The organism is Rhodococcus sp. GQ147, from assembly GCF_059759155.1.
The window spans coordinates 93525-108077 of sequence record NZ_JCAXDU010000001.1 but is presented as its reverse complement, the minus strand read 5'-3'; the positions used below and the strand labels follow the sequence as shown (position 1 = coordinate 108077).

The following is a 14553-nucleotide window of genomic DNA, read 5'->3' as shown; positions in this document are numbered from 1 at the left end:
GGGCACCCCCCGGGTACGCGTCCACACAGGCATCGGATGCCCACCGGGTCGCTGTCATGTCGATCCCTCTCTCGGGTTCATCGCACGTCGTCGGCGACGTGCTACGCCGTACGGTCGCGGCAGGACCGAGCTGCGCCCGGTCCTGCCGCCGAGCGTCACAGCGGAATGTTTCCATGCTTCTTCGGCGGGAGCGAAACCATCTTCCGCTCGAGCAGGCGCAGCGCGGAGACGATCTGTCCGCGCGTGTGCGACGGCGGGATCACCGCATCGACGTAACCGCGCTCGGCGGCGACGTACGGGTTCACCAGGGTGTCCTCGTACTCGTTCTGCAGCTCGAGGCGCAGCGCGTCGACGTCCTGACCGTTCTTGGCGGCCTCGAGCAGGCGCTTGCGGTAGACGAAGCCGACGGCGCCGGAGGCACCCATGACGGCGATCTGCGCGGTGGGCCATGCGAGGTTGACGTCGGCACCCATGTGCTTGGAACCCATGACGTCGTACGCGCCGCCGTAGGCCTTGCGGGTGATGACCGTGATCTTGCCGACGGTCGCCTCGCCGTAGGCGTAGAGCAGCTTGGCGCCGCGGCGGATGATGCCGTTGTACTCCTGCTCGGTGCCGGGCAGGAAGCCGGGAACGTCGACGAGCGTGATGATCGGCACGTTGAACGCGTCGCAGGTGCGGACGAAGCGCGCGGCCTTCTCGGACGCGTCGATGTCGAGGCAGCCGGCGAACTGCGTGGGCTGGTTGGCGACGATGCCGACGCTGCGGCCGTCGACGCGCCCGAAGCCGACGATGATGTTCTTCGCGCGCTCGGCCTGGACCTCGAGGAACTCGTCGTCGTCGAGCAGGCGACGAATGACCTCGTGCATGTCGTACGGCTGGTTCGGTGAATCCGGGATGAGCGTGTCGAGCTCGATGTCCTCGGCGGTGAGGGAGTCCTCGATCGCACCCTCGATCGGGTCGCTCGGCGCGAGGCGCGGTGCAGCGGCCTGGTTGTTGCTCGGCAGGTAGGACAGCAGGTCCTTGACGTAGTCCAGGGCGTCCTGCTCGCCGTCGGCGACGTAGTGCGCGACACCCGACTTGACCATGTGGGTGTGGGCGCCGCCGAGGTCCTCCATCGTGACGTCCTCGCCGGTGACGGTCTTGATGACGTCCGGGCCGGTGACGAACATCTGGCTGGTCTGGTCGACCATCACGACGAAGTCGGTGAGTGCGGGGGAGTAGACGTGACCACCGGCCGCGGGGCCCATGATCAGCGAGATCTGCGGGATGACACCGGAGGCCTGCACGTTGCGGTGGAAGATCTCACCGTAGAGACCGAGGGAGACGACACCTTCCTGGATGCGCGCGCCGGCGCCTTCGTTGATGCCGATCAGCGGACGGCCGGTCTTGAGGGCCAGGTCCATGACCTTGACGATCTTCTCGCCGTAGACCTCGCCGAGGCTGCCGCCGAAGACGGTGGCGTCCTGCGAGAAGACGCAGACGTCGCGGCCGTCGATCGTGCCGTAGCCGGTGACGACGCCGTCGCCGAGCGGACGGTTGTCGGCCAGGCCGAAGTTGGTGCTGCGGTGGCGAGCGAGGGCGTCGAGTTCGACGAACGATCCTTCGTCGAGCAGCGCCTGGATGCGCTCGCGAGCGGTCAGCTTGCCCTTGGCGTGAACCTTCTCGACTGCGGCCTCACCGACCGGGACCTTGGCCTGTGCTTGACGGTTGCGCAGGTCGGCCAGCTTGCCGGCGGTGGTGTGGATATCGGGCGTACTCGCCGCCTCGGGCGCGGACGGCTCCTGGACAGTGGTCATGGCCAGTCAGCTTAGCGATCGTCATACAAGGCCGCTGCATCGAGGTCCCGAAGGCCGGACCACCGCTCCGGACCTACCGGCGGGTAGGTGGCGAAGGCCCACTTTAGGCTGTCTACATGGCATCCGACCGGCCCACGACCGATCTCCTCGCCCTCCGCACACCGCTCGACGAGGCGGCGTTGCGCGATGCCCTCGTCGGCGTCGAGCGCGAAGGTTTCTACACACGTCTCGACGTCGTCGCCGACACGGCCTCGACGAACGCGGATCTGCTCGCCGTCGCCGCGACCGGCGACGACCGTCGCGTGCTGCTCGCCGAGTTCCAGCACGGCGGCCGCGGTCGCCACTCCCGCACCTGGAACGGTGTGCCCGGCGCGCAGGTCATCGTGTCGGTCCTGCTGCGGCTGCCCGAGTGCCCCCTGCAGAACCTCGGTTGGCTCCCGCTGTTGTGCGGCATCGCCGCCGTCGACGCTGTGCGATCCGTGACCGGCGTTGCGGCACAACTGAAGTGGCCCAACGACGTCCTCGTCGACGGACGCAAGCTCGCCGGGATCCTCGTGGAGGTCGCGGCCACCTCGCCGGTGCCCACGGTCGTCGCTGGCATCGGCATCAACGCCACCCTCGGACGCGACGAACTGCCCGTCCCCACCGCCACCTCGCTGCTGCTCGAGGACGCCACCGAACTCGATCGCACGCCGCTCGCGCAGGCGCTGCTCGCCGGCTTCGGCGAGCGGATCCGGGCGTGGGCCCGGGCGGGATGGGACACCACCGAACTCGCCGCGGCCTACCGCGAACGATGCGGCACGGTCGGGCAGCGCGTCCGTGCGATCCTGCCCGGCGACACCGATCTGCACGGCGTCGCGACCGACGTCGACGACCAGGGACGGATCGTGATCCGCCCCGACGGCGGGGAAGAGTCCGTGGCGGTCGCTGCGGGCGACATCACACATCTGCGACCGGTCTGAGCACCCTGCGACTGCTCGCATCGGTACAAGACCGACATATGCCATCGTGGGCGGTATGGGATACCCGGAGGACGCCCTCGCACCCGAGGAAGAGTTGCTGCTGCACCGGCATCCGCACTGGAAGTCTCTCGTACTGCCGACGGCCACCTTCCTCGTGTCGACGATGGTCGCCGGTTTCCTGGTGGGACTCGTCCAGGCGCGGCTCGACGGTGCCGCCGCGACCTGGTGTGGCCTCGCCGTGGCCGCGGCGTGGATCGGCCTCGTCGGCTGGCGGTGCGTCCCTCCCTTCGTCGGGTGGCTCACCACGCACTTCATCGTCACCGACCGGCGCGTCCTCGTCCGCACCGGTGTGCTCACCCACACGGGTATCGACATCCCGATGGGCCGGATCAGCAACGTCCAGTTCCGGCACGGCCTCGTCGACCGGATGCTCCGGACCGGCACGCTCGTCGTGGTGTCCGCCGCCGACGATCCCATCGAGTTCGACGACATCCCTGACGTCCAGCAGGTGCACGCCCTGCTCTACCGGCAGGCCTTCGACGCGCAGAACCAGCGCCCCGGTGACCATCACACCACCCGCTACCGGCGCGACGAGCACGGGCATGAGCACCGCAAGGGGTGGTGACCGCGAGTCGCAGGTGCGCCGACGCGAGTCGCAGGTGCGCCGAGGCGAGTCGCAGGTGCGCCGACACGACCCGCCGGTAATCCCGACAAAGCGAACCGCGATCCGTACGCTGGCGTGGTGACTGCCGTTCTACTCGCCGAAGACGACGACGCAATCGCTGCACCGCTGTCCCGCGCACTGGGACGCGAAGGGTACGACGTGACCGTCGAGGACAACGGTCCGGCCGCGCTCGAACAGGCACTGTCGGGCAGGTTCGAACTGCTCATCCTCGACCTCGGTCTACCTGGGATGGACGGACTCGAAGTGTGTCGCCAGATCCGGGCGAGCCGCTCCGATCTGGCCGTGCTCATGCTCACCGCCCGCACCGACGAGGTCGACTTCGTCGTCGGTCTCGATGCCGGCGCCGACGACTACGTCGGCAAACCGTTCCGTCTCGCTGAGCTCATGGCGCGTGTGCGCGCGCTGTTGCGCCGGCGCGGCGGCCCGGAGAACGACGACATCGTGGACGTCGCCGGGATCCGGCTCGAACGTGCCGCGCGCCGTGTCCTCGTGGACGGCTCCGAGGTGACGCTCGCCAACAAGGAGTACGAGCTCCTGCGTGTGCTGCTCGAACACGCGGGGCAGGTCGTCTCCCGCGACGCGATCCTCGAGGAGGTGTGGGGCGACGCCGACCTGCGCGGTTCGAAGACGCTCGACATGCACATGTCGTGGTTGCGCCGCAAGATCGGCGACGAGGGGCCGGCCGGGGAACGTCGCATCGCCACGGTGCGCGGTGTCGGTTTCCGGCTGAACACCGACTAGCGTCTCCGGCGTGCGCAGCCGCATCCTCAACGCCGTCCTGGCGACCGTGCTGCTCGTCGCGCTGTTGCTCGGCATTCCGCTGGCCTACACGGCGTTCCTGTTCGTCGAGGACACCGCCCGCCGCGACCTGCAGAACCGGCTCGAACGCATGGCCGACGAGATCATCGCCCAGGAGGGCACCGACGGATTCGTCGTCGGTGGTCTCGACACGAGTTCCCTGCGTCTGCTCGTCCCCACCGACGGGCGGGCTGTCGTGGTCTACCCGACACCCGAGAACGTCGCGGCGCGGCTGGACATCGGCACGCCGGTGCTCGGGGCGTCGATCGTCGAGTCGTTGTCGATGGGGACGTCCGGCTCGCTGCTCATCGAGGTGCCCTCGGAGAGCATGCGAACTCTGCAGCAGCAGGTGCTCGCCGCGGTGAGCCTGCTGGTGCTGCTGTCCGTCGCGGCGGGGGCGCTGGTCGCGGTGGCGACCGCCCGAAGACTCGCCGACCCGCTGCGCGACGTGGCGAACCGCGCGGCCCGTCTCGCCGAGGGCGACTTCCGCCCGGTGGCCCGGCGGCACGGTATCCCCGAACTCGATCGCGTCTCCGACGTGCTGGATTCGGCCGCCGTCGAGATTTCGCACCGCCTGCAGCGCGAGCACGCGCTCGTCGGCGACGTCTCGCATCAGCTCCGCTCCCGGATGACCGCGATCCGGCTGCGGCTCGACGAGTTGTCCACCCACGAGGATCCTGCCGTGGTGGAGGAGGCCGAGGCGGCCATGGCACAGGTGGACCGGCTGACCACCGCGATCGACGGTCTCGTGCGCCAGTCCCGCGACAGCAGTGCCGACCAGCGCACCGACGTCTCGGTGGTCGGCGAACTCACCGGTGTCGTCGCCGACTGGCGCGGTCCCTACGAGGAGGCGGGACGGGAGCTGGTGTTGCGCGGCGATCCGTCGTTGCGGGCGGCGGTGACCGGTTCGCGGTTGCGTGAGGCGGTGGCGGTGCTGGTCGACAACGCGCTCGTGCACGGAGGAGGCACGTGCACGGTCTCGGTGCGACAGGTCGCGACCCGCGGCGACGTCACGGTGTGTGTCGAGGTGGCCGACGAGGGAGAGGGTGTCAGCGACGAGGTCGCGCCGTACGTCTTCGACCGCGGCTTCTCCGGGGGCGGGTCGACCGGGGTGGGACTGGCGCTCGCACGTGCCCTCGCGGAGGCCGACGGCGGTCGCCTCGAACTGCAGCGACGCCGGCCGGCACTGTTTGCGCTGTTCCTCGGCGCGCCCCGCGATCGGGACACCTGTACGCCGACCGGCACGCGCGAACCCCGCTAGACCTTCTTCCCGTCAGGAGCGGTCGAGCTGCTCGCTGGGCTCGCCCAGGGGAGCGTCCGGGACCATCTCCTCCGGAAAGACGAACTTCTTGAAGCAGTAGAAGCGGAAGATCATCTGCAGCAGGTTGCCGATGATGTACGCGCTGACGAAGTCGGCGATGTTCTCCGTCGCGAGGCTCACCTCGGGTACGCGCAGGTCGAAGACGTAACTCGAGATCCATAGCGGGATGAAAGAGAGCACGACGCCGATACCGCTGACGAAGAAGAACAGGAACGCCTCGTGGGCGCGCTCGCGACCGCCGCGATTACGGAAGGACCATTCGCGGTTGAGGATGTACGAGCAGATCACCGCGACGACACCGGCGATGATCTTGGCGGTCACCGGCTTCTCGGACAGAACTGTGAGCTTGAGCGTGTAGAAGATCGCCGAGTCGATCACGAAGGTGGTGCCGCCGACGATGGCGAATTTGATCAATTCGCGATGCCGGAGCAACAGCCCCCGGAAAGGCTGGGGAACTCTGCTCAACGCTTCATCGACGATTGTCACTTGGAGAAGTGTACGAAACGAAGAGGTGGATTTCCGAAACCCGACCGCACATGTCGGCATTCCCACACCGCTGGGCGGGCCGGTGGGAGGTCCCTCGACGCTCGGCGGGGGAGCAGCGGAACGACGTCACGACATGCTGTGACACCATGGACAGCCGTGACAGGCAGACCTGAATCGTCCCCCAGATCCGATACGCCCCGCACCCTGACGACGGGCATGCCGGTCGTCACGATGATCGGTGGTGGACAGCTCGCGCGGATGACCCATCAGGCGGCGATCGCGCTCGGCCAGACGCTCCGCGTCCTCGCCGGGAGCGCCGACGAACCCGCCGCGCAGGTCAGCCCGAATGTGGTGCTCGGCAGCCATGACGACCTCGACGCCCTCCGCCGCGCCGCGACCGGCGCGCACGCGCTGACCTTCGATCACGAGGGTGTCCCGACCGAACATCTCGAGGTCCTGCAGCGCGAAGGCGTCGCGGTGCTGCCGCCCCCGCAGGCCCTGATCTACGCCCAGGACAAGATCGCGATGCGCAAGCGGCTCGGTGAGCTCGGCGCACCGATGCCGAAGTTCGCGGAGATCACCTCCGTCGAGGATGCCCGCGCCGCCCTCGACGCGCTCGGCGATCCGTACGTGCTCAAGGCCGCACGCGGTGGCTACGACGGCCGTGGCGTGTGGATTCTCGACGACCACGCCGAACTCGAGCGGGTCGTCGCCGACCAGCTCGCTGCCGGTGTCCCGCTCCTCGCCGAGGAGAAGGTCGAGTGGACGCGCGAGCTGTCGGCGATGGTCGCGCGGTCCCCGTTCGGCCAGGGCGCGTCGTGGCCGGTCGTCGAGACCGTCCAGCGCGACGGCCAGTGCGCCGTCGTCATCGCACCCGCCCCGAACCTGCCCGAGGACGTCGCCACCGCCGCCGAGCAGCTCGCGCTGCGCATCGCCGGTGAGCTCGGCGTCGTCGGTGTCATGGCGGTCGAGCTGTTCGAGACGCGCTCCGGTGAGCTGATCGTCAACGAACTGGCGATGCGTCCGCACAACTCCGGTCACTGGGGCATGGACGGTGCCCGCACCGGCCAGTTCGAACAGCACCTGCGCGCCGTGCTCGACTACCCGCTCGGCGACACGAGCCCGATCGCGCCGGTGACAGTGATGGCGAACGTGCTCGGCGCGCCCGAGGCGCCGGCGATGAGCATGGACGAGCGACTGCACCACCTGTTCGCCCGGATGCCCGACGTGCACGTGCACCTCTACGGCAAGGGTGAGCGCAAGGACCGCAAGATCGGCCACGTCAACGTGCTCGGCGCGCCGTCCGGGTCGATCGACGATCCCGAGTACGTCGCCGCCGTGCGCGAACGCGCGGAACGCGCGGCGCACTGGCTCTCGCACGCGGTGTGGACCGACGGTTGGAACGAACACACGGGAGAAATCGGTGAGTGACGTGGCACAGTGTGCACAGGTCGGCCTGATCATGGGCAGCGACTCGGACTGGCCGACCATGCAGGCCGCGGCCGAGGCGCTGGTCGAGTTCGGGATCCGCTTCGAGGTGGGTGTCGTCTCGGCGCACCGCACGCCGCAGCGGATGCTCGACTACGCCAAGGACGCCGCCGGCCGCGGGATCAAGGTCATCATCGCGGGCGCCGGCGGCGCCGCCCACCTACCCGGCATGGTCGCCTCGGCGACCCCGCTGCCGGTGATCGGCGTTCCGGTGCCGCTGAAGTACCTCGACGGTATGGACTCGCTCCTGTCGATCGTGCAGATGCCCGCCGGTGTCCCCGTCGCCACCGTCTCGATCGGCGGCGCCCGCAACGCGGGTCTGCTCGCCGCGCGCATCCTCGGTGCCTCCGATCCGGCGCTGCGCGAGCAGATGGAGAAGTTCCAGGCGGGTCTCGAGCAGATGGTGCTCGAGAAGGACGAGGCGCTGCGGCAGAAGCTGCTCGGCTGACGGAGCGTCGCCGTGCAGACGACCCCGCTGCTCGAACGCTGGAACCGGTGGGCCCGCGGGCACACCGGAGTGATCGACGGGGCGTTGGCCGCGGTGCTCGCCCTGTTCGGGGTCGCCCTGCACGTGGCGGACGCGCGATCGGTGGCGGGTCTGTTCGTCACCCTCGCGCTCACGCTGCCGCTGGCCTGGCGCAGGACCCGCCCGGTGGTGGCGGGTTCGCTCGTCGCGCTCGCCGCCTACGCGCACCTGCTCGTCCTGCCGGAGGTCCTGCCGATCGCGGCGATCGCGGTGCCGATCGCGGTGTACGCGCTCGCCGCCTACGCTCCGCGGTGGGCCGCCAACACCGCGCTGCCCGTCGCGGTGGTTGGGGGCGCACTCGCCGGAGTGCTCTATTTCGGCTACGACGGCCGCACCGCGCTCGAAGCGTTCGTGACGGCCACCTTCGTCGCGGTCTTCCTCGCTGGTGTGTGGGCGTTCGGCCGGGTCCGCGGGTTGCGTTTGCGCGAGATGGATTCGCTCACCGAGCGCAACCGGTTGCTCGAACTCGAACGCCTCAAGGAGGCCGAACTGGCCGCCACCCAGGAGCGCACCCGCATCGCCCGGGAGATGCACGACATCGTCGCGCACTCGCTCACGGCGATCATCGCGCAGGCCGACGGTGGTCGCTACGCCGCCGCGACGAACCCGGAGGCGGCCGCAGGGGCGTTGACCACCATCGCCGAGACCGGGCGTCGCGCGTTGACCGACATGCGCGGGTTGCTGTCGGTGCTCCGTGAGGACACGCCGCGCGAGTTCACCACCACACCAGGCGTCGGCGACGTGCCGGCGCTCGTCGAGCAGATGCGCACGAGCGGGCTCGAGGTCGAGTTCTCGGTCGACGGGCAGAGCCGCGAGGTGCCCGAGGGACTGGGGCTGTCGGTTTACCGGATCGTGCAGGAATCGCTCACCAATGTCCTCAAGCACGCGGGTCCCCGCGCCCGCACCCACGTCCGTCTCGACTGGCGGCCCGACACGCTCGTCGTCGAGATCGTCGACGACGGCAGGGGAGCGGCGGCGCTCGTCGAGGCCCGCCCGGGTGGGCAGGGGCTGACCGGTATCGAGGAGCGGGCCCGGCTGCACGGCGGTCGCGCGGCGGCCGGTCCGAGGGACGGTGGCGGCTACCGGGTCCGTGCCGAACTGCCCGCACCGGCGGTCTCCCCCCTAGGGTGGCGTCCGTGACCGAACCCGCCCGCGACACCCGATCCGACACGACCATCCGTATCGGGCTCGTCGACGACCAGCAACTCGTGCGCGCCGGTTTCCGCATGGTGCTCGAATCGCAGCCGGACATCGAGGTCGTCGTCGAGGCGTCCGACGGCGAGGCCGCCGTCGCCGAACTCGAACGGGTCCGCGCCGACGTCGTGCTGATGGACGTGCAGATGCCGCGGGTCGACGGGATCTCGGCGACGCGGTCGTTGCTGCGCTCGGCCGACGCGCCGAAGGTCGTGGTGCTCACAACCTTCGACAACGACGACTACATCGTCCAGGCGATCGCCGCCGGTGCGAGCGGCTTCCTGCTCAAGGACGCGCCGCCCGAGGACCTGCTGGCCGCGGTACGGACGGTGCACCGCGGTGACGCCGTGATGGCCCCGCGCGCCACCCGCTCACTGCTGCACCATGTCTCGCCGTTGCTCGACGGTGCGGAGCGGCGCGCGGTGCCGGTCGCGGTGCCCGAGGATCTGACTCCACGCGAACTCGAGGTGCTCGTCGCGATGGCACACGGCCTGACCAACGGGGAGATCGCCGAGCGGTTCGTGCTCTCCGAGACGACCGTCAAGACCCACGTGGGCCGGGTGCTGGCGAAGACGGGATCGCGCGACCGCGTGCAGGCGGTGCTGTTCGCCTTCCGCGCCGGTCTCGTGCATCCCGACGATCTGCTCGGCTCGGGGGAGTAGGACCGTGGTGCCATCCCGGAGACGACCGGTCCTCCCGGGGTAGGACACCGGGGCGGCGAAGATCGACTCGCGGGTCGATGTGCGTGCGCCGCATCGTTTCTAGCGTCGAAGCATGACTTCGATCAGCTCTTTCGTACCGGCATGTTCGGCTCAGGGGGTCGCCCGCGTCTACGGGCGCGGCGACGCCGAGGTGCGTGCCCTCGACGGGGTGTCCGTCGCCTTCGCGCGGGGACGCTTCACCGCGATCATGGGACCGTCCGGATCCGGCAAGTCGACACTCATGCACACCCTCGCCGGTCTCGACGGTGTCGATTCCGGGCGCGTGATCCTCCACGGCGACGGCCGCCGCGCGGACGTCGAGATCAGCACCGCCCCCGATGCGGTGCTCACCGAACTGCGCCGCGACCGCATCGGATTCGTCTTCCAAGCGTTCAATCTGCTGCCCGTGCTCACCGCCCGCGACAACATCCTGCTGCCGATGCGGCTGGCCGGCTCGCGCCCGACGCCCGAGTGGTTCGACGAGGTGACCGGCCGGCTCGGTCTGACCGACCGGCTCGACCACCTTCCCCACGAGATGTCCGGCGGTCAGCAGCAACGCGTCGCCGTCGCGCGGGCGCTCCTGCCGCAGCCCGACGTGATCTTCGCCGACGAACCCACCGGAAACCTCGACTCGCAGTCCGGCGGGGAGGTGCTCTCGATGCTCCGGTCGAGCGTGCGGGAGACCGGTCAGACCGTGGTGATGGTGACGCACGATCCGGTCGCGGCCTCCTACTCCGATCGGGTGGTGCTGCTCGCCGACGGCCGGCTCGCCGGTGAGATCGCGCAACCCACAGCGGATTCGGTGATCGATGCGATGCGCGACCTGCGCACCTCCCGAACGGTGGTGCCGGTCCGATGAGGCATCTCGTCCTGGCCCAGGCCCGCGCCCATCGGGGGCGGTACGTCGCGTCCGTGCTGGCGGTCTTCGTCGCGGTCGCGTTCGTCGTCACCACCCTCGTGCTCGGCGACACGGTGAGTGCGTCGGTCTCGAAATCCACGGCGGCCCGGTATGAGGGGGTCGCGGCAGTCGCTCTTCCCGCCGACTCCACCGTCGCACCCGACGAGGTGCTCACGCTGGTCGCTACGACACCGGGCGTCGAGGCGGCGGCGCTCGACGTCAGCGGTCCCGTCCGGCTGATCGGAGCCGACGGGTCGTCCTCGAACGGCACCGCGACGAGCATCGCACCCGAGGGCGCCCTGCGGTGGCAGCAGCTCGGGGACGGACGCTGGCCGTCGAACCCGGGTGAGGTCGCCGTCGGCTCGTCGTCCGGCCGGGCGATCGGTGACGAGATCACCGTCGCCGGCCCGACGGGTTCCGTCCCCCCGACCACCGTGGAGGTCGTCGGTGTCGTCGATCTCGACGGATCACCGCTCGCCCTGAGCCCGGGATCGGTCTTCGGCGACGCCGCGCAGGTGCGGTCGTGGTCCGGGGACACGACGGACTGGGAGGTCCGTGCAGTCGGTGACGCCGACGCCGTGCGAGCGGCACTCGCGCCGGTGCCGGGCGTCGACGTCGTGCCGGGTGCCGATCGCGCCACGGCGGTCGCCGACGACTACGTCGGGGACGTCGCCCTGCTGCGCAACGTCCTGTTGTGCTTCGCGGCGATCTCGGTGGTCGTGGCCGGCCTGGTCATCGCCAACACCTTCTCCGTCCTGCTCGCCGCGCGCACCCGCGAACTGGCCCTGATGCGCTGCGTGGGCGTGACGTCCACCCAGGTCCGCCGCAGTGTCCGCGGCGAGGCGTTCGTCGTCGGCCTCGTCGCGGCCGTCCTCGGTGTGCTCGGCGGGTCCGGACTCGCCGCGGCCGTGGTGTCCGCGGCGCGGGCCGTGGACGCCCCGATCCCGCTCACGTCGGTCTCGGTGACGGCCACCACGGTGATCGCGGGTCTGATCGTGGGAACGGGCATGACGGTGGTCGCCGCGAACGGTGCCGCGCGGGCGGCGACCCGCGTGCGGGCGCTCGCGGCCCTGCAGCCCCTCGAGACCCGCCCCGAACCGGTGCGCGATTCGTGGGTGCGCCGCATCTGTGCCGCGCTGGCGATCGTCGGGGGCACGGCCCTGCTCGGTCTCGGGGTCGTCATGGCGAACGTGCTCGTCGCGTGCCCGGGTGGACTGCTGCTGTTCGTCGGTGTGGTGCTCGCCTCCCGCCGTCTCGTGCCCGCCGCGGTCGGTGCGGTGGGGGACGTGCTCGCCCGTGCCGGTGGCCCGCTCGCGGTGCTCGCCGCCGGCAACGCCCGGCGCAATCCGCGCCGCACCGCGTCGACGGCCACCGCGCTGTTCATCGGCGTGACGTTGACCTCGACCCTCGTCGTGGGGATCGGCACGCTCGAGGCCGGGGCGCCGGACGTGATCGACGAGCAGTTCCCCGTCGACATGGCCGTGACCGCGCCCGAACGCGACGGGCTCGCACCGGAGGTGACCGCGCGGCTGACGGCGGTCGACCGGGTGAGCAGCGGCGCCGAACTCGCGGCGGTCGACCTCACGATCGGCGGCACGGAGGCGTCGGTCCTCGGCGTCGATCCCGCGGCGATGGCCTCGACCGTCCGGACCGACGTGCGCCTGCCCGAGGCCGGGACGATCGTGCTCGAACGCTCTCTGGCGAGGTCGGTGGGCGTGGACGACGGAGCCGTCATCACCGTCGGCGGCCCGGCGGGCACCCGCGAGCTGACCGTCGCCACGACCGAGCCGGGGATGCCCGACATGATCGAGTGGAGCGACCTGACCGCCGTCGCCGGCCCCGTCACGGCGGACACCGTGTGGCTGAAACTCGATCGAGGAATGTCGGACGAGGACCTCGTCGCCGTTTCCGACGACCTGTCTCGGGTCGCCGCGGCCGAGGTTCCGGGCAGCGAGGTGGTCGGTGCGGTGCAGATGCGGCAGATGCTCGAGAAGATCCTCGACACGATGCTGCTGATCGTCGGCGGGCTGCTGTCCGTGGCCGTGGTGATCGCCCTGATCGGCGTGGGCAACACGATGGCGTTGTCCGTGCTCGAGCGGCGACGGGAGACCGCGATGCTGCGCTCGGTGGGTCTCTCGCGGGCCGGTGTGCGGAGTCTGCTCGTGCGGGAGGCGTCGATCATAGCCGGCGTGGCGTCGCTGCTCGGCGTGGTGCTCGGCCTGCTGCTCGGGGCGGCCGGCACGGCCTCGGTAATCGGCCCGGGCCACATCGCACCAGGTTCGGTGCCGTGGTGGCAGCTCGCGGCGATCGTCCTGGTGGGCGGTGTGGCGGGCGTCGTCGCCTCGCTCGTCCCCGCCCAGCGCGCGAGCCGGGTGTCGCCGGTCGCGGCGATGGCGGGGTGACGGTCGGTCCTCCGCCCGACGGTGCTCCCGGTCGACCGGAACGCGCCCGAGTCCTTCCGCGGCTCGGGGGCGTTCGTCGTCGAATCGGCGGTTCGAGACGACCGGCCGAGAACTAGGCCGACGAAGTCGGCAGAGGATCGGACCGATCGAGTCGGCGTAGGCTCGAGCCGTGTCGGGACGGGACCGGAAGCGTGCCAGGGCGATACGGGTGTCGCGCGGGGTCCCGTCGGTGCGGTTCGTCACCGCGCTCGCGACGGTGTGGGGCAGGGCCTGGGGCGGCTCGGTGTCCTTCGACGACGAGTTCGGCTTGTTCGTCTGCAGCGGTATGCGCGGTGGCTTCGCGCGCGGCGGCACCACCGTCGGCGGTGTCTTCCTCACCCGTAGGCCACCGACGCGGGCGCTGCTGCGCCACGAATCCGTGCACGCGGACCAGTGGGCCCGTTACGGCATCGGCTTCGCGGTGCGTTATCTGTGGGAGGAACTCCGCAACCCGGGCTCTCGCAACAGGTTCGAGATCGAGGCGGGACTCGCCGATGGCGGCTACCGCGCGGAGCGCGGGATCACCCGTCCAGACGAACCGTGATCTTCTCGCTCGCGACGCGGCGTTCGGTGGCCTCCGGGTCGGGATTGCTCACCTGTACAAGCGACGCCCGGGCCGCGAGCACCGCGAGCAGTCCGGCGACGAGAGCGTCGGGCTGCGACCAGGACCGGGACGACAACACGCGGTCGCCGCTGCCGATACCCGCCGCCGACGCCGACTCCGTGGCGGCAGCGAGCACGTCCGACTGCGAACGTCCGGCGAGCACGGCGTCGCCCGCACCGGAGGGTCGGAACTGGTCGCCGTGCATCCGCACGTCCGTCGCATAGTCCGTGATCCCTGGCGGCAGGTCGCGCACGGGGGCACCGAAGGCGTCGAGCGACAACGCCGCGACCTCGGCAACCGTGTCGACTTCGTCCAACCGGTCGGGGGTGACGAGAGCGAGATCGGCATCCGGGTCGGCGTCGAGGACGACCTCGGCCCCTGCCCACCACACGCCCAGCAGGACCGCGGCGCTCTGCCAGTGGGCGGGAAGCAGCACCGCCACCCGACCTCCCGGAAGGACTCCGAACTGGTCGCGAATCATATTGGCCGTCTTGGCAGCCCAGTTGGCGAGGGTGAGCGCCGACAGTTCGATCCGCGCGCCGGTCGCGTCGTCGTACCAGGTGATCCGCGGACCCGCCGGATCTTCGGCGAGGATCGGGTCGAGCAGTGCGTCGGTCAGGGTGGTCACGATGTCCTTCTTCTCGGATTCTGTT

The 14553-nt window shown here is 70.4% G+C and carries 14 protein-coding genes; 11 read left to right on the top strand and 3 right to left on the bottom strand.

Annotated features, from left to right (window positions below):
* Window positions 1-155 precede the first annotated feature (155 nt).
* Window positions 156-1796, bottom strand: coding sequence for an acyl-CoA carboxylase subunit beta (locus AC6CID_RS00510; RefSeq protein ID WP_019288520.1), 1641 nt, complete (start codon window positions 1794-1796; stop codon window positions 156-158).
* A gap of 116 nt (window positions 1797-1912) precedes the next feature.
* On the opposite strand from AC6CID_RS00510, the gene AC6CID_RS00505 reads away from it, so the two are divergent.
* From AC6CID_RS00505 to AC6CID_RS00490, 4 genes are all read left to right on the top strand, one after another.
* The gene (locus tag AC6CID_RS00505; RefSeq protein WP_072740420.1) at window positions 1913-2758 is read left to right on the top strand and encodes a biotin--[acetyl-CoA-carboxylase] ligase; all 846 of its coding nucleotides are present in this window, start codon (window positions 1913-1915) and stop codon (window positions 2756-2758) included.
* A 55-nt stretch (window positions 2759-2813) separates the two neighbouring features.
* Entirely contained in the window at window positions 2814-3383 is a 570-nt protein-coding gene (locus AC6CID_RS00500; RefSeq protein WP_217579626.1) for a PH domain-containing protein, read from the top strand.
* A 117-nt stretch (window positions 3384-3500) separates the two neighbouring features.
* Window positions 3501-4184: a response regulator transcription factor gene (locus tag AC6CID_RS00495; protein ID WP_024101522.1), complete on the top strand. Its 684-nt coding sequence runs from the start codon at window positions 3501-3503 to the stop codon at window positions 4182-4184.
* 10 nt (window positions 4185-4194) lie between these two features.
* On the top strand, window positions 4195-5502 hold the full coding sequence (locus AC6CID_RS00490; RefSeq protein WP_006550186.1) for a sensor histidine kinase: 1308 nt from the start codon (window positions 4195-4197) through the stop codon (window positions 5500-5502).
* A 12-nt stretch (window positions 5503-5514) separates the two neighbouring features.
* On the opposite strand, the gene AC6CID_RS00485 is transcribed toward AC6CID_RS00490, so the two are convergent.
* Window positions 5515-6048 (bottom strand): GtrA family protein, encoded by a 534-nt coding sequence (locus AC6CID_RS00485; RefSeq protein WP_024101520.1) that lies wholly within the window; start codon window positions 6046-6048, stop codon window positions 5515-5517.
* A 156-nt stretch (window positions 6049-6204) separates the two neighbouring features.
* On the opposite strand from AC6CID_RS00485, the gene AC6CID_RS00480 reads away from it, so the two are divergent.
* From AC6CID_RS00480 to AC6CID_RS00450, 7 genes are all read left to right on the top strand, one after another.
* Window positions 6205-7479 carry a 5-(carboxyamino)imidazole ribonucleotide synthase gene (locus AC6CID_RS00480; protein ID WP_033097087.1) on the top strand — a complete coding sequence of 425 codons (1275 nt, stop codon included), beginning with the start codon at window positions 6205-6207 and terminating at the stop codon, window positions 7477-7479.
* Window positions 7472-7984 carry a 5-(carboxyamino)imidazole ribonucleotide mutase gene (gene purE, locus AC6CID_RS00475; RefSeq protein WP_006550189.1) on the top strand — a complete coding sequence of 171 codons (513 nt, stop codon included), beginning with the start codon at window positions 7472-7474 and terminating at the stop codon, window positions 7982-7984. The genes AC6CID_RS00480 and purE overlap by 8 nt, the downstream gene beginning before the upstream one ends.
* Before the next feature lie 12 nt (window positions 7985-7996).
* On the top strand, window positions 7997-9202 hold the full coding sequence (locus AC6CID_RS00470) for a sensor histidine kinase (protein WP_039584819.1): 1206 nt from the start codon (window positions 7997-7999) through the stop codon (window positions 9200-9202).
* Complete coding sequence (locus AC6CID_RS00465) at window positions 9190-9918, top strand: response regulator transcription factor (RefSeq protein WP_006550191.1); 729 nt, start codon at window positions 9190-9192, stop codon at window positions 9916-9918. Before AC6CID_RS00470 ends, AC6CID_RS00465 begins: the two co-directional genes overlap by 13 nt.
* Before the next feature lie 112 nt (window positions 9919-10030).
* Complete coding sequence (locus tag AC6CID_RS00460) at window positions 10031-10816, top strand: ABC transporter ATP-binding protein (RefSeq protein WP_019288512.1); 786 nt, start codon at window positions 10031-10033, stop codon at window positions 10814-10816.
* Entirely contained in the window at window positions 10813-13257 is a 2445-nt protein-coding gene (locus AC6CID_RS00455; protein ID WP_498353451.1) for an FtsX-like permease family protein, read from the top strand. Before AC6CID_RS00460 ends, AC6CID_RS00455 begins: the two co-directional genes overlap by 4 nt.
* Window positions 13258-13426: 169 nt before the next feature.
* Window positions 13427-13840 (top strand): hypothetical protein, encoded by a 414-nt coding sequence (locus tag AC6CID_RS00450; RefSeq protein ID WP_228044581.1) that lies wholly within the window; start codon window positions 13427-13429, stop codon window positions 13838-13840.
* Here AC6CID_RS00450 and AC6CID_RS00445 read toward each other — a convergent pair.
* Window positions 13818-14528 (bottom strand): TIGR03089 family protein, encoded by a 711-nt coding sequence (locus AC6CID_RS00445; protein ID WP_498353450.1) that lies wholly within the window; start codon window positions 14526-14528, stop codon window positions 13818-13820. The genes AC6CID_RS00450 and AC6CID_RS00445 overlap by 23 nt on opposite strands.
* Window positions 14529-14553 lie beyond the last annotated feature (25 nt).